Origin of the sequence: Aliarcobacter cibarius, assembly GCF_013372265.1 — a bacterium.
In the GTDB taxonomy this organism is placed as follows: domain Bacteria; phylum Campylobacterota; class Campylobacteria; order Campylobacterales; family Arcobacteraceae; genus Aliarcobacter; species Aliarcobacter cibarius.
Map to the genome: position 1 here is coordinate 195,096 of NZ_CP054051.1, position 13,969 is coordinate 209,064.

Below are 13,969 nucleotides of genomic sequence, written 5' to 3' on the forward strand. Positions count from 1 at the left end.
CTATGAATTCAAATCTTGAAGGAAGATTGCGAAAGTATAAATTACCAAAATCAAAAGCTTTATTGCCTTTATTTGAAGCTATCGTAAATTCAATAGATTCATTAATAGATGAAAAGCAAAATGAGAAATATATTAAAATATTTATACTTCGAAATGATACTTTAATGTCTTCAACAGAAAAAAAATTAGATCTTGGTGAAATAAAAGGTTTTTGGATTGAAGATAATGGTCCAGGGTTTAACAAAAAAAATTTTGATGCTTTTAAAGAATTAGATACCTTAAACAAAGTTGCTAAAGGTGGTAAAGGTATTGGAAGGCTTGCTTGGCTTAAAGCTTTTGATAAAATCAATATTTCTTCACACTATTATGATTCTGATGTTTTAAAACAAAAGAGTTTTAAATTTCATCATTCTTTTGAAGATGGCGTGGAAATTGAAAATGAAGCTACTTCGACAGAGCAAAATACAAATACAATAATAAAACTTGATGGTATCAAAGATATTTTTTTACAACATATAGCAAAAAAAATGGAATCAATTGGAGTTAAAATTATTGAACATTGTTTATATTATTTTACAATAGGAGATATCAAATTTTCAATTTATGATGAACAAGAAGAATCTCCTTTATTGGATTTAAATAAGCTTTTTTCAGAAAAGTATGAAACAAAAAAAAGCAGTTTAAATGTTCAAGATAATGATTTAAATTTAATTAAAGTATATTCAAATATCTCAGAAAACAAGATTCTTTACTGTGCAAATAATAGGGTTGTAAAAGAAGATAAGTTATCTAAATTTATTCCTGAACTTAAAACATCATTGCCTGGAGAGAAATATATACAAATTTTTGTATCCGGTAAAGTTTTCGATGATACAGTAAATGATGAAAGAACAGATTTTGATTCAAATTTATTTAATGATTACAATGTAGATTTTGGAAAATTAGAACAAGGAATTATAGAGCATATTGATAAGACATTAGGGGATTTGATTTTACAACAAAAAGAAGATAATAGAAATTATTTAAACGAGTATGTTAAAAAAGAAGCTCCGCAATATACTAAAATCATTCGTTATGCTACAGAAGAGCAAATAAGAAAAGTTCATAAAGATATGAAAGGTGAACAAATTGAGCAAGAACTGTTTAATATTAAGCAGTCATTAGAAAAAGACATCAAATCTATAGCCAAAGATCTTTCATCTTTAAATGAAATTGATACAAAATCATTAGTAGAAAAAGTAACTGCATTAAATAGTGCTAATCTTGCTGAATATGTTATTTACAGAAAGACTATAATTGATACGCTTGCAAAATTCCTAAAAATTGATGATAAGAGTTTAGAAGATGATATTCATAAACTTATTTATCCTATGCAAACAATAGAAACAAAAGACTATAGTGAACATAATTTATGGCTTATTGATGATAGGCTAGCATTTCACAATTTTTGTGCATCAGATGTACAGTTTAAGAAGTTTTTAGAAGATAGTAAAAGTGCAGATAGACCTGATATATTGATATTTGACAAGCCTTTTATATATTCTCCAAATAAAGAATATATGAGTACTATGGTTTTAATTGAATTTAAAAGACCAAAAAGAAATGATTATAGTTTAGGCAAAGACCCCATTTCACAAGTCATCAATTATTTGGATGAAATTTCTAGCAACAGCAGAATAATTGATAATGATAATATGGCTATAACAATTAATCCAAATATTCAAAAACAAATTTTTATTATTGCTGATTTAACTTCAACATTTGAAGTTATTATTAGAAAAAACTATGGATGGCTTATGAAAGCATCGGATGGGACAGGATATTTTGGTTATGAACCTTCAAGTCATTCATACATTGAAATAATTTCATATGAGAAATTATTGAAAGATGCAAAAAATAGAAATCGGATATTTTTTGATAAATTGGGACTATAAATTACATGGTTATGTATTTCAACTATTATAAAATTACATTAGGAGTTCAAAATGTCTGAAGATTATGCAGTATCAATAGACTTGGCTTTATTGCCATTACCATTAAGAAACAAGTATATAGCAGCTATAAAGAAGTTAAATGTATATCATTTACTCGAGAATCAGGTTCTTAAAATTAGTGAAAAGAATGCTAAAAAACTTTTTGATGAAGTAAGTAAATGAAGCTAGTAGAATAATCAATGAGCAAAAAGCAGCAATGGTTGTTCAAAAGTTAGCTTACACTCCGATTGATGATAGATTTGATACAGACATATTCACTATGAATCAACCAAATTATAATTTTGAGAATGCTAAAGAGGTTAAAAAGCATATTTACAACTATCTAATTACAGATTCAAAAATTGAGAAAAACTTTGCAGATGAACTTGATGCAAGCAATGAAGTAGTTGTTTATGCAAAACTACCTAAAGGGTTCTTTATACCTACTCCTGTAGGAGATTATAATCCTGACTGGGCTGTTGCATTTAAAGAGGGAAGTGTTCAGTATATCTATTTTGTGGCTGAGACAAAAGGAAGTATGTCAAGTCTACAAATGAGAAAAATAGAAGAGATTAAAATAGAGTGTGCTGAGAGATTTTTTGATAAGTTAAGTACTGACAATTTAAAATTAAAATATAGCAAGATAGATAATTTTGATACACTGTGGAATATTGTTAATGGCAGATAAGCGGCTAAGCTTTATATACGTGGACTTAGTATGCAAATTTTTGTTGTTTGAATTAAACAACAAATAGTAAATATTCAATTATTCGGTAATTCCGAATAATTGAAATCACTAAATTATAAATTCAAAGCAAACTCTAAAATCTCTTTAGGTGTATTTTCTATATAGCTAATTATTTTATATCTAGTCATAGAACTAATAGTATCTAAAGTTCTTTCTTCAGAATCTAAAGAATTAGTATCAAAATTATATTTTGTATCAAAATCATTAAGTTTTAACATAAACTCTTCATCGGCACACTCTATAAAATAGTAGTCATTTAAATTAAATAACTCAAATTTTAACTCTTCCATATCAATTTTATAATCATTTCTAATGTAATGCTCTTTTATTTTAACAAGTACATTATTTGCAATAAATGTATTAGATTTTTCAATCAAATTTTCTTTAAACTCTTTGATTTTATTAATTAAAACTTGATTATTATTTATAATTTCCATCTTTTCAATTTTACCACTAGATATAAATTCTTCTAATTCTTCTAATGTAAAAGCATAATTTAATAAATCAAATATCTTTCTTCTCTCTTTTTTTGACCATTTATAATATGTAGGAGCCGAAAATTCAAATAGTTCAACCATAATTTGTTCTTTTGTCATATTAAGCCTTTTGAGTTATATTAATATAATTAAGTTATTAAGTAATTTTATAAAAAATAAACTTAAAATATTTAATTTTCTATTGACAAATTATATAAAATTAATATACAATACTTTTAATTTAGTTTTAGTTTCTAAAAACTTAAATATTTTAATATAAAAAGGATTTCAGATGAAAATGGGATTTGATATAAAAGAAAATAGAAATACAAAAAGAATAGAAGTACCAAAAGATTTTACTAATGCAATGTTTTTTGGAAGAACAGGAAGTGGTAAAACTACAGGTGCAATATTGCCAGTAATGGAAGATAGAATAAAATCTGATTATGGTTTATTAGTATATGATTTTAAAGGTAGTTTACATTTACAAACAAAATATCTTGCAAATAAATATAAAAAGTTAAATAATGTTATTGAAATAGGTAAACCTTGGGGTAAAAATATTAATGTAATTAAATTTTTAACTACAAAACAACTACTAAATGTAGTACAATCAGATAGTGGTGTAAATGATTATTGGGATACAGCTTCAAAAAACTTACTTGAAGGAATATATTCTATTTTAAACCTTGAAAAATATATTTTTACTAAATTATCAGATCTATTAGGTGAGAATTATATTAATGAGATTAGTTTTAAAAAAATACATGATATTGTAAATAAACCGACTAATTTAAAAAACTTTTTATTAGAGTATAAAAACTCAAGAATTAAAACTATAGAGATAAAGTATCAAAAAGTACTAAATAAAATAGAAAATAGTGCTCTATTAAGTACTATTTCTAAAAAAATTAAACATTTAAAAGAGAATATAAAATCATTAGAGAACTATGAATTAGTTAATGATGGAGATGATAGTGGAAGAAATGGAGTTGTTAGTCACCTTGCTTCTTATACAGGAAATATAGCTTCAAATGATTTTTTAAATTATGATGACTTTGATATTGTAGGTGAGCTAAGAAGAGGAAAAATTATAATAATTAATGTATCTAATTTAACAGAAAATAGTTTGAACTTAATAAATTTAGGTATATATTCATCACTACAAAGATTAAATCAAAAATTTTTAAATCCAGTATCAATAATAGTTGATGAAGCTCAAAAAATTTTACATGCAGATTATTTACCAGAAACAGATGTTTGTAGAGAATCAAGATTTGAATATATCTTTGCTACTCAATCGCCTGTATTATTAGAAAATAAACTTACTACAAATAAATATAAAGAATTAATTCAAAATGTTATAACAAGAATGTCATTTGCAACGAATGAAAATGATTTGTATGAACCACATATATACATAGATACATACTATAGAACTAAATATGCTGAGCCACTATTTATTAATGATATAGATTTGTTTAAAGTTGAAGTTTTATATCAAAAAAAATTAGGAATCTTTGATTGTGTTGAAGAAGATAGAAAAAATATTTTTTATATAAAATTTGATGCAAAACTTTACGAACAAAGTAAAGTTTATAAAGTTTTTAAAAATCATCAAAGAGAAGAAACAGATTTTTTTGAAAAAGTTGATACTTTAACTATTAATATAGAGGACTATGACAATATTCAACTTTCAATTGATTCTTTACTTGAAGATATCAAACTAAAAGATTTTAAATTTGAAGAGAAAAAGAAGATAATAACTATATCTCATGTAATATCAACTATGGAAGAAAAAATAAAAGAGAGTGAAAAAAATATTGCTCAATTAATAATTGAAAAAGATAGTTTAAAAAAAGATTTTGAAAATATCTTAAGTAGTATCAATAACAGTGATGTTGAAAAAGAGAAAAAATGAAAATAGATATATTAAGTGACCTACATTTTGATAACTACTTTTATAATAAATACACAAAAGATGATGTAATTAACTTTTATAGTCAAATTATTGATTTTAATAATTGTGGAGATGTATTAGTAATTGCTGGTGATTTAGGACATAACAATCATCAAAATATAAAGATATTAAAAATTCTAAAAGAGTTTTATAAAAATATAGTTTGTGTTTTAGGAAATCATGATTATTATCTAGTAGGTAAAGAGAATAAGTCTTTATTTAAAGGCTCTTTTGAACGAGTTTTTAATATGAGAGAACTAATTAATAAGCAAGAGAATATCTATTGCTTAGATGGAGATATTATTGAAATTGATGGTGTTAAATTTGGTGGTTGTAATGGTTGGTATAATGAAGGTTATTTACAAGTAAATTATCCTGATGAATTTTTCCCAAAATATTCAACTAATATTATGTGGCAAAACTGTACTCCTGATTATAAAAATATTTTAGAAATTGAAAATTTTGATGATATATTTGAAATAGAAAAACCTAAAATTGAAAGAGTTTATAAAGAGTGTGATGTGATGATTACTCATGTTAATCCAAGTGCTAAAAAAGAATATTTAAATATTAAATATCAAAATCCCTCAAGTACATTTTTTTGCTTTGATGGTGAAGAGTATTTAAAAAATGGAAATATGAAATACTGGATATTTGGACATAACCACGATGTTATTGAATATGAAGAACATAATGTTACTTGTATTTGTAATCCTTTGGGTTACTACAATGAGAGTGGAAATGGAAAGTTTGTAAAAATAAAACAAATAATAATTTGAAGGATAAATAAAATGGATATAGATTTTACAAAAGGAAAATGGACTAATCCAATTTCAAAAGAGAAAGTTGAAAACATTCAAAAAAGAGCTAAATTGTGGGTAGAACTTAGAGAAAAATACCCAAATGATGAAGAACTTAAAAACTTATCCATGGAAGATATGACTAATAATGATTTTTGGTTTGAGAAATATAGGGAGAAATTAAAATGAATACTGAAAACTATGAAAAAACAAAAGAAGCAATAATCTATCAAAATAAGAAGTTTAGTAATGTAGTTGATGATAATTTTAATAAATTAAACAGTTTAAATCTTTATAAAGATAAAGTAGCTTTTGAATTCAAAGACGGGTGGACTGATTTAATTTATAATTTAGGTAAAGATATAGAAGAGTTATGCAAATTAACTAATTGTGAACTTCCAAAAATTCAACAAATAAAAGAGAAGTTTGGAACATTAAGATTTTATTACAATACTTTAAATTCACAATACCCTGAAATAGTAGAAAAAAGTATAAGAGCTTTAGTTTTTCAAGCTGAAATAAAATCATCTAATACTTACGAGGTATGTGGCAAATATGGTGAAACAAGAGTTGAGAATAGAATTTACACAACTGTTTGTGAAGAGCATAAAGGCAATTCAATTTCAAAAAATGAGTATGAAGAAATGGTTAAAAACCACCACGAAAAAAGAGCTTTAGAAAAGGTGAAAAAATGCAATTAAGTAAATTTGCACAAGCAAATGATGAAGTTCTAACTATGATTGATAGAAAAATGATTTTTAAAATAAACAAGGATTTCTTTATAGATGATAAAGGAATTAAAAGTTTTACAGAAAAAAATATTGAAAATATAGTGCCTTTAAAACTTAATCAAGAAGTACATTATGCAAAAAAATATATTAAAAGATGTACAAGAAGTGAAGATGGAATTATCTCTTTAGCTTTTAAAGAAGATATATATAATTTCCTAAAAGGCAAAGAGTATGATGAAGAAGATTGTTATGTATCAAATGGAAGTTTTTTAGTTGCTTGTTATTTAATGGGTGTTAGTGTAAAACTTCTTTATGATGAAGTAAATGAGATTACAAAAGATTTAGAAATTACAGATGATATTAAAAACAGTGTATGTAGTTTTGCCGAAGTTTGTTTACAAAAACCATTAAAAGAATACACTATAAAACCTACAAAAAATAAAACTTATTTTGGTTTGGAAATTTATCAAGAAAACCTAATCAAAGAAAATGATATTAAAAAACTACCTTTTTATGATTTTTGGCTAGATAGCTCAAAAGGAAGCACTCAACCTATTATAGATAATGAAGGGTATGTTTATTTGTGTGATTTTGAGAACTTTTCAAAACTATTCATCGAAACTGGAAAACATAGATTTCAAAAAAGAGATTAAAATGCAAACAGCAAAAATATTAGTCCAAAAACCCGAAATAGGATTAAGTGAAGATAACAAAGCTAAATTACAAAGTTTAGAAATATACAAAGATAAAAAACATTTTCAATTTTCAAATGGGTGGGTAGATTTAGCTTATGAATTAGGAAAAAATATAGAAGAAGTTTGTAAATTAGCAAATTGCGAACTTCCCAAAATAGAAGCTATGTATAACAAATATAATACTCTAAGAGTTGATTATCATTTTGTTTCATCTGTACCAAAAATTGTTGAAACATTAATTGACTCTTTAATCTATGTAACAGAAGATAAGTCTATGATGATTTGTGAGTATTGTGGTGCGAATGATGAAATAGAAACAACTGAAAAAAATAATCATTATATAAATGCTTGCGAGAAGTGTTTTAACAGAAAAAATAGAGTTTAATCCTAACGAGGTATGCAGCAAAATATAAATTAAGCTTTGAGTAATTAATAATTATTAAAAGCTAAAAAATCAAAGAGAAAATATGATGCAAAGATATAATAGTAAAAATAGAAGAATTGTTTCTAAAACAAACCTAAATAGAAAATTTCTAGCTTTTTGTAACTGGTCTTTTGCTAAAGAAAAACATTTAAAAGAGCAAGAAACTTTAGTTTTGTTTGATAGTTTTGATATTGAAAAAAGCCCTTTTTATATAAGAATTTTTAATGAAATGCCAAGAACTGTTTTAGAAGATTTTATTACGCATAACAATATAGATAAAAGTAAAGTAATTAATATTTATAAAGAGCTAAAACAAAATACTTCTTATAGGGTTAATGATTATGAATAAAGAGATAATTTTAAATTGTTTAAAAAATAATCTTCAACAATTCAAAGAAAAATACAATATTGAACAAATAGGATTATTTGGTAGTTATGCAAGAGATGAAGCTACCAAAGAGAGCGATATTGATATTTTTGTAAAAATGCCTCCAAAAATCTTTGATATGTTTGCTATTAAAGATTTAATTGAAAATGAATTAGGAAAAAAAGTTGATTTGATAAGAGAGCATACGCATATTAAACCATTACTTTTAAAAAGAATTAATAGAGATATAATATATGTCAAAGATATTTATGACGAGCTGTATCTACACGACCCCAAAGATTACACCTTTAATTGTTTTTGGCAAACACCGTTTCCTGCAAAACAAAAAGTTACATTAATTATTAGAAACTATTTAGGAACTATGAATAAACAAGATATTCATACTCTTTGTAAAAAATTTGGAAAAGATAGAGTTTTACAAGAACTAAACAATAAATATTACTCCACCGATAAATTAAACTAATATTATGGATATTGTTGGTACAATTTCTAATGGAAAAATTAGATAAAAATGATGCAAGAAAAGTAGATTCAAAAACATTGCAATATCTTCGGGATAGAGCAATAAAATTAAGAGAGAATGGTGTTAGTAATATTGAGACAGCTAGTATTTTAGGTTTATCAAAAATTACAACTTCAAGATGGTATAGTAAATATAAAAAAGATGGAGAGAAAGCTCTTAAAGTTCAAAAAACAGGTAGACCAAAAAAGAGTGGTAAACGCCTTAGTGATGAACAAGAATCAAGAATTATTAGTATGCTAATAGATACAACACCAGAACAGCTAAAATTTAAATTTGCCCTATGGACAAGGGAAGCAGTAAAACAATTGATTTTGAGAGAACTTGATGTTGATATGCCAATATCAACTGTTGGAGATTATTTAGCTAAATGGCAATTTACATCTAAAAAGCCAATAAAAAGAGCTTATGAGAGAAAAGATAGTGCTACAAAAGCTTGGCTTGAAATAGAGTACCCAAAGATAAAAAAAGAAGCAAAAATAAATAATGCTGATGTTTGGTGGGCAGATGAAACAGCTTGTGTTTCATTGCCAAGTAATCTAAAAGGATATGCACCAATAGGAAGTAAAATAAAACCAATATTAACTCATACAGCTAAAAAGTTTAAAGTTAATATGATAAGTGCTATTACTAATACAGGTAAATCAATGTTTGCACTTTATGATGATTCAATAGCTACTGATAATTTTATAGATTTTTTAGAAAAAGTAATAAAGTCAAATGATAAAAAAGTATTTATGATAGTAGATAACCTAAGAGTACATCATGCTAAAAAAGTAAAAGAGTGGGAAGAAGAGAATAAAGATAAAATAAAACTATTTTATCTACCACCATACTCTCCTGAATTTAACCCAGATGAATATTTAAATCAAGATTATAAAAGTAATGTACATAAAAATGGTCTGCCAAAGAATCAAAAAGAGTTAAAAGAAAATACGCAAAATTATATGGAGAGTTTACAAAAAAATCCACAAAAAGTTGCAAATTTCTTTTTACATCCTAGTGTTAAATATGCTAGTTAATAAAATTAACTCTGTTTATTGGGGGAGTAATATAAAGAATTATTTGAGGTAGGTTTTGTAAATATCAAAGGTTTAGAAATCCCTTTGAGAGGTGATTATAAAGAATATGGAACTTTTAAAGAGATATTGGAAATAGTGAATGAGTTTAGAACTAATTAATAAAGCTAATGAGCTGATTAAACAAACCGAAATAGAAGCTTTAAAAATAATCAAAAAAAGAGAATTGATTAAAAGTAAAATTGTTAATAATAGCCTAGCAATAGATTTTATAATTAATGCTCTTACTAAAAAAAGATATGATGATTTAACTTACAATGAAAGATTATTTGTAAATGATATTTTTGAAAATGCAACTAAAAAAGATTTACAGATTTTAAAAGATAAATATTTTATTGATTTAGAAGATTTAAAATCTATTTTTTTAAGCTCCCCGTATAGTAAAAATCTAAAGTTTTTAAAAGAGGTTTTAAATCAGTATTTTAATCATGATCAAAAAGCTGTTTTAGATTAGAGATGAGACTAATTAACTATCCACAAATAATAAATGTTACTGGTGAAAGCTGTAGATTAAAATAAAAAGTAAATCACTATTGCTAGATACAGACATCTAGCGAAAATAGATACAGTCTAAAATTGTTTATAATTTTCTATATTTTCCATACATTTTTTTTCTAAAGAAATAGGGCCTATTATTTTTATGTAAGGAATAAATTTTTGAATAGTAGGTATTATTTCCATATCATTAGTTATAAAAAGTTCTATATCTATAGAATCATCTTCATAATTTTTTATGATTCTTTGTGATGGTGAAATTTTTTTTCTTTTAAACAAGTGTGAAATTTCCTTGTTTACATATAACTGGACTGCATATTCTTTTTTATTTCCATCAAAATAAGCGTTGATTGCATTATCTAATTTTTTCTGTAAATCATCTATGGTATCTTTAAATTGTTCTTTTGATACATCAATATTTTTTATATCTTTAAAATAGAACTTTTTGATTAAATTATCACTATCTTTAAAAACTAAATACCAATATCCATTAAAACTAGCTAGTTTTAATGGTTTGATTATTCTTGGCTTATTGTTATAAATACAAGAGATAATATTTTTATTTAATATCGCTTTTTCAACTTTTATTAAATCAGACTTTATTTCAGAAATATCTTCAACATCAATTTTGGTGTAAATAGTATTGTTATGAAGGGAATCTTTAAATTTATCTACAATTTTCAAAGTGTTTTTATATAAAGTAGAGTCGATATTCTTGCTTTGCTCAATAAGTAAATTTAAAGTAAGCTCTTCCTCTTCGTTTAGTAGCATATTATTTTTTGATTTTTCTAAAAACCATTTTTTTGTAGATTTTTCTTTCAAAAGAGCCTCTCCTAAATATTTAGGTAATCTTTCTGTAAAATCTCTCTCAGCATTTCTTTTACTTATCTCATATTGTTGCTCTACATCTTCTGTACTTATATATTCGCCATTATTTAATCTTTTAATTAAAGAGCCTATTCTTTGATGTAATGATATTTTTTTTGATAATTTAGCCAAATTATTTCCTCGAATAAATTACTCTTATCATATTAAAAATGTCAAAACTTGTCAATAATATATTTTAGACTTTCATTATCAAAAAAATCACAAGGATAAGAAGATGGCAATCGGTTTTAATAATTCAAATAATAAATCTAAAAAAGAGATGATTTTTAATAAAGAGTTTACAAATGGTATTGTTTTTGGAAGAACTGGTAGTGGTAAAACAACATGTGCTATATTACCAAATATTGAAGATAGAATAAAATCTGACTATGGATTATTGATATATGATTTTAAAGGTAATTTGCACCTACAAACAAAATATCTTGCAAATAAGTATAATAAATTATCAGATGTAATTGAAATTGGAAAACCTTGGGGTAAAAATATTAATCTTTGTGATTATCTATCTTTAAAACAAATTCCTATGATTGTAAAAACTGAAGAAAATAGAAGTAACTATTGGGATACTGCTTCAAGAAATCTACTTGAAATGATTTTTATTATAAATAAAAAGTTCAATATCCTTGAAAATGAATTTAAAAGAATGGATAAAAATTTCACTCTTCCTTATGAAGTAAAACAAGTATCCTTTGAAACTGTTTATAATCAAATATCTTCAGTTGAGGAAACAAAAGTTTTCTTTGAAACAATGAGTTTAAATTTAGAATATGTAAGAGATAAATTACATTTTTATGAAACAAATTTATATAAAAATAGATTAAATATTTTTAATGAATCTATTAATTGCATTTCAAAATCTCTAAATAGTTTAAAAATTTATAAATCAGTAAATAAAGATGATGATCATGGTAAAAATGCTGTTGTTAATCATTTAAATAGTATTTTAAATCAAATTGCAAGTAAAGAGTATCTAAATAAAAATGATATTGATATCATAAAAGAGTTAAGAGCTGGAAAAATTGTAATTATAGATGTTTCGACTTTTAGTGAAAATATACTTGATTGTATCAATACAGCAATATATACTAGATTACAACAAGTAAAACATGAGATAATGAAACCTGTATGTATAGTAATAGATGAAGCTCAAAAAGTTTTAAGTTCTCAATATTTACCACAAACTGATGTTTGTAGAGAAAGTAAATTTGAATATATCTTTGCAACTCAAGATAAAATACTTTTAATAAATAAACTAGGTAATTCAAAATTTGAAGAACTATATTCAAATTTAGTAGATAAATTTAGTTTTAGTTCTAATAATTTAGAAATAATGGAACAATTTGAATATTTAAATATCTCTAACAATAGAAAATATTTTGCAACTCCACTGTTTATTGATAGAAAAGAATTAATAAAAGTAGAATATGAATTTTTGAAATTAAATAATCTTTTACAATTAGTAGATTACCAAAGTAATGAACCTTATATTTTTATTTATGACAGTAAGTTAATTGAAGAGTATAAAATAATGATAGAAACAGTAGATGAAAAATATTTTACAGTAGATTATTTATCCGTATCTTGTGATATAGAAACTATAGATACTAATGATAAAGATAGGGTTGCTATAAAAATTAATCCAAATAAATATTATTCAAAATTAGATGAGATGGAAAAATATGTAAATGATTGTTTACGTTCTGTTGGAGCAATTATAAAAGCTGAAAAAAGACTAAGCGATAGAATTATGATGCTTGAAAATAAACTTGAATTTCTTGAAGCTGAATCAAAATTTGAAGAGTTATTTTAAATGAAATATTATTTATTTGTCTATGGCTCAATGAAAAAAGATTTTATTAATCATAATAGATTAATAAATGAAAAATTTATAGGAAATGCTATTTCTAAAAATAAATATAATATGTATCCAGATAGTTTGTACCTATTTCCTTATGCAATTGAAAATGAAAAGATACATCACCTAAAAGGAGAATTATATATTCTTGAAAATAGTAATATAAAAGATATTGATCTATTTGAAGGTGTTCCAGATTTTTACTATAGAAAATTAATTCCTGTAATTTGTAATGAGGTAGAAATAAACGCATATATTTATTTTAGAGCTTTTAATAATCCAAATAGTTTTGAAAATCAATTGCAAATAGATTATTGGAAAAAAGATTTTGAGAATTTTGGAGTGAAACTAGGGGAGATATTTAATATAATTAAAAGATAAAACAAATGACACATGATTCACTCTTTGAATATTTAATTGAAAATGTAAAAAACTTCTTTAAAAACAATTTTAGGATTAAATTTTTATAAGAGCATAAATAATAGAACATAAAAAATACAAAAATATTATAGGTTTTTACAGAAAAAATAACTACAACTGTATTTTAAAAATTCTATTATATGCATTTAAATATTAGACAATTATTGTTTTTTATTATAATTGATTTTTAATTTTTTTAAACCACTCTTTTTTTGATAATGCATTTTTACCATTTTTATACTTATACTCTTTATATTCATTATTTATTTTTTTTTCATTTTTTATTTCATTTATTAGTTCTTTAAATTTTTCAAGTAAAAAATAATTAGTTTCACTTTCATTTTTAATATTTAATGTCTTTATTAAATTTTTATGTATTTCTTCTATATCATATTCATTTATTCTGTTTATATTTTTAGAAGTTGCTTTTTTTATTTCATCATCATTTTTGATTCTAGTAGTTATAAAAGCATTATTTAAATTTTTTTTAGCCATAGATAAACCTTGTATAAAATTT

Annotated in this window: 18 protein-coding genes; 15 read left to right on the forward strand and 3 right to left on the reverse strand. The window is 24.0% G+C overall.

The window, feature by feature from the left end:
• Positions 1-2: 2 nt before the first annotated feature.
• Genes ACBT_RS00865 through ACBT_RS00875 form a run of 3 tightly spaced genes read left to right on the forward strand, consistent with a single transcriptional unit; the run spans position 3 to position 2,661 of the window.
• A complete protein-coding gene (locus ACBT_RS00865) occupies positions 3-1,934 on the forward strand; it encodes a Shedu immune nuclease family protein (protein WP_176325345.1) in 1,932 nt (643 codons plus the stop codon).
• A 51-nt stretch (positions 1,935-1,985) separates the two neighbouring features.
• Complete coding sequence (locus ACBT_RS00870; protein WP_176325346.1) at positions 1,986-2,156, forward strand: hypothetical protein; 171 nt, start codon at positions 1,986-1,988, stop codon at positions 2,154-2,156.
• A gap of 34 nt (positions 2,157-2,190) precedes the next feature.
• Entirely contained in the window at positions 2,191-2,661 is a 471-nt protein-coding gene (locus ACBT_RS00875; protein ID WP_176325347.1) for a restriction endonuclease, read from the forward strand.
• A 113-nt stretch (positions 2,662-2,774) separates the two neighbouring features.
• Here ACBT_RS00875 and ACBT_RS00880 read toward each other — a convergent pair whose 3' ends face one another.
• A complete protein-coding gene (locus ACBT_RS00880) occupies positions 2,775-3,317 on the reverse strand; it encodes a hypothetical protein (protein ID WP_176325348.1) in 543 nt (180 codons plus the stop codon).
• Positions 3,318-3,489: 172 nt separating this feature from the next.
• On the opposite strand from ACBT_RS00880, the gene ACBT_RS00885 reads away from it, so the two are divergent.
• The 10 genes from ACBT_RS00885 (at position 3,490) to ACBT_RS00930 (ending at position 10,248) form a co-directional block, all read left to right on the forward strand.
• Positions 3,490-5,118: a TraM recognition domain-containing protein gene (locus ACBT_RS00885; protein ID WP_176325349.1), complete on the forward strand. Its 1,629-nt coding sequence runs from the start codon at positions 3,490-3,492 to the stop codon at positions 5,116-5,118.
• Positions 5,115-5,936 (forward strand): metallophosphoesterase family protein, encoded by an 822-nt coding sequence (locus ACBT_RS00890; protein ID WP_176325350.1) that lies wholly within the window; start codon positions 5,115-5,117, stop codon positions 5,934-5,936. The genes ACBT_RS00885 and ACBT_RS00890 overlap by 4 nt, the downstream gene beginning before the upstream one ends.
• A gap of 12 nt (positions 5,937-5,948) precedes the next feature.
• Positions 5,949-6,146 (forward strand): hypothetical protein, encoded by a 198-nt coding sequence (locus tag ACBT_RS00895; protein WP_176325351.1) that lies wholly within the window; start codon positions 5,949-5,951, stop codon positions 6,144-6,146.
• Positions 6,143-6,658, forward strand: a complete 516-nt coding sequence (locus ACBT_RS00900; RefSeq protein ID WP_176325352.1) for a hypothetical protein — start codon at positions 6,143-6,145, stop codon at positions 6,656-6,658. The genes ACBT_RS00895 and ACBT_RS00900 overlap by 4 nt, the downstream gene beginning before the upstream one ends.
• The gene (locus ACBT_RS00905) at positions 6,649-7,341 is read left to right on the forward strand and encodes a hypothetical protein (RefSeq protein WP_176325353.1); all 693 of its coding nucleotides are present in this window, start codon (positions 6,649-6,651) and stop codon (positions 7,339-7,341) included. Before ACBT_RS00900 ends, ACBT_RS00905 begins: the two co-directional genes overlap by 10 nt.
• 1 nt (position 7,342) lies before the next feature.
• The gene (locus ACBT_RS00910; RefSeq protein ID WP_176325354.1) at positions 7,343-7,768 is read left to right on the forward strand and encodes a hypothetical protein; all 426 of its coding nucleotides are present in this window, start codon (positions 7,343-7,345) and stop codon (positions 7,766-7,768) included.
• Between the two features lie 82 nt (positions 7,769-7,850).
• Positions 7,851-8,156: a hypothetical protein gene (locus tag ACBT_RS00915; protein WP_176325355.1), complete on the forward strand. Its 306-nt coding sequence runs from the start codon at positions 7,851-7,853 to the stop codon at positions 8,154-8,156.
• Positions 8,149-8,658 (forward strand): nucleotidyltransferase family protein, encoded by a 510-nt coding sequence (locus tag ACBT_RS00920; RefSeq protein WP_176325356.1) that lies wholly within the window; start codon positions 8,149-8,151, stop codon positions 8,656-8,658. Before ACBT_RS00915 ends, ACBT_RS00920 begins: the two co-directional genes overlap by 8 nt.
• A 29-nt stretch (positions 8,659-8,687) precedes the next feature.
• Positions 8,688-9,737 (forward strand): IS630 family transposase, encoded by a 1,050-nt coding sequence (locus tag ACBT_RS00925; protein WP_176325357.1) that lies wholly within the window; start codon positions 8,688-8,690, stop codon positions 9,735-9,737.
• A 139-nt stretch (positions 9,738-9,876) separates the two neighbouring features.
• Positions 9,877-10,248 carry a hypothetical protein gene (locus tag ACBT_RS00930; RefSeq protein ID WP_176325358.1) on the forward strand — a complete coding sequence of 124 codons (372 nt, stop codon included), beginning with the start codon at positions 9,877-9,879 and terminating at the stop codon, positions 10,246-10,248.
• Between the two features lie 116 nt (positions 10,249-10,364).
• Here ACBT_RS00930 and ACBT_RS00935 read toward each other — a convergent pair whose 3' ends face one another.
• Positions 10,365-11,288, reverse strand: coding sequence for a WYL domain-containing protein (locus ACBT_RS00935; protein WP_176325359.1), 924 nt, complete (start codon positions 11,286-11,288; stop codon positions 10,365-10,367).
• 103 nt (positions 11,289-11,391) lie between these two features.
• Here ACBT_RS00935 and ACBT_RS00940 point away from each other — a divergent pair, with 103 nt between their 5' ends.
• Both ACBT_RS00940 and ACBT_RS00945 read left to right on the forward strand, forming a co-directional pair.
• The gene (locus ACBT_RS00940; RefSeq protein WP_176325360.1) at positions 11,392-12,987 is read left to right on the forward strand and encodes a type IV secretory system conjugative DNA transfer family protein; all 1,596 of its coding nucleotides are present in this window, start codon (positions 11,392-11,394) and stop codon (positions 12,985-12,987) included.
• Positions 12,988-13,413, forward strand: a complete 426-nt coding sequence (locus tag ACBT_RS00945; protein WP_176325361.1) for a gamma-glutamylcyclotransferase family protein — start codon at positions 12,988-12,990, stop codon at positions 13,411-13,413.
• Positions 13,414-13,626: 213 nt separating this feature from the next.
• On the opposite strand, the gene ACBT_RS00950 is transcribed toward ACBT_RS00945, so the two are convergent.
• On the reverse strand, positions 13,627-13,947 hold the full coding sequence (locus ACBT_RS00950; protein ID WP_176325362.1) for a hypothetical protein: 321 nt from the start codon (positions 13,945-13,947) through the stop codon (positions 13,627-13,629).
• Between the last annotated feature and the right edge of the window lie 22 nt (positions 13,948-13,969).

What these genes read in the sequence shown, in the direction of transcription:
- ACBT_RS00930 (WP_176325358.1), top strand. Translation starts at nt 9,877, where the DNA reads ATGAGTTTAGAACTAATTAATAAAGCTAATGAGCTGATTAAACAAACC.
- ACBT_RS00880 (WP_176325348.1), bottom strand. Translation starts at nt 3,317, where the DNA reads ATGACAAAAGAACAAATTATGGTTGAACTATTTGAATTTTCGGCTCCT.
- ACBT_RS00940 (WP_176325360.1), top strand. Translation starts at nt 11,392, where the DNA reads ATGGCAATCGGTTTTAATAATTCAAATAATAAATCTAAAAAAGAGATG.
- ACBT_RS00895 (WP_176325351.1), top strand. Translation starts at nt 5,949, where the DNA reads ATGGATATAGATTTTACAAAAGGAAAATGGACTAATCCAATTTCAAAA.
- ACBT_RS00905 (WP_176325353.1), top strand. Translation starts at nt 6,649, where the DNA reads ATGCAATTAAGTAAATTTGCACAAGCAAATGATGAAGTTCTAACTATG.
- ACBT_RS00950 (WP_176325362.1), bottom strand. Translation starts at nt 13,947, where the DNA reads ATGGCTAAAAAAAATTTAAATAATGCTTTTATAACTACTAGAATCAAA.
- ACBT_RS00915 (WP_176325355.1), top strand. Translation starts at nt 7,851, where the DNA reads ATGATGCAAAGATATAATAGTAAAAATAGAAGAATTGTTTCTAAAACA.
- ACBT_RS00890 (WP_176325350.1), top strand. Translation starts at nt 5,115, where the DNA reads ATGAAAATAGATATATTAAGTGACCTACATTTTGATAACTACTTTTAT.
- ACBT_RS00865 (WP_176325345.1), top strand. Translation starts at nt 3, where the DNA reads ATGAATTCAAATCTTGAAGGAAGATTGCGAAAGTATAAATTACCAAAA.
- ACBT_RS00945 (WP_176325361.1), top strand. Translation starts at nt 12,988, where the DNA reads ATGAAATATTATTTATTTGTCTATGGCTCAATGAAAAAAGATTTTATT.
- ACBT_RS00900 (WP_176325352.1), top strand. Translation starts at nt 6,143, where the DNA reads ATGAATACTGAAAACTATGAAAAAACAAAAGAAGCAATAATCTATCAA.
- ACBT_RS00920 (WP_176325356.1), top strand. Translation starts at nt 8,149, where the DNA reads ATGAATAAAGAGATAATTTTAAATTGTTTAAAAAATAATCTTCAACAA.
- ACBT_RS00870 (WP_176325346.1), top strand. Translation starts at nt 1,986, where the DNA reads ATGTCTGAAGATTATGCAGTATCAATAGACTTGGCTTTATTGCCATTA.
- ACBT_RS00910 (WP_176325354.1), top strand. Translation starts at nt 7,343, where the DNA reads ATGCAAACAGCAAAAATATTAGTCCAAAAACCCGAAATAGGATTAAGT.
- ACBT_RS00925 (WP_176325357.1), top strand. Translation starts at nt 8,688, where the DNA reads ATGGAAAAATTAGATAAAAATGATGCAAGAAAAGTAGATTCAAAAACA.
- ACBT_RS00885 (WP_176325349.1), top strand. Translation starts at nt 3,490, where the DNA reads ATGAAAATGGGATTTGATATAAAAGAAAATAGAAATACAAAAAGAATA.
- ACBT_RS00875 (WP_176325347.1), top strand. Translation starts at nt 2,191, where the DNA reads ATGGTTGTTCAAAAGTTAGCTTACACTCCGATTGATGATAGATTTGAT.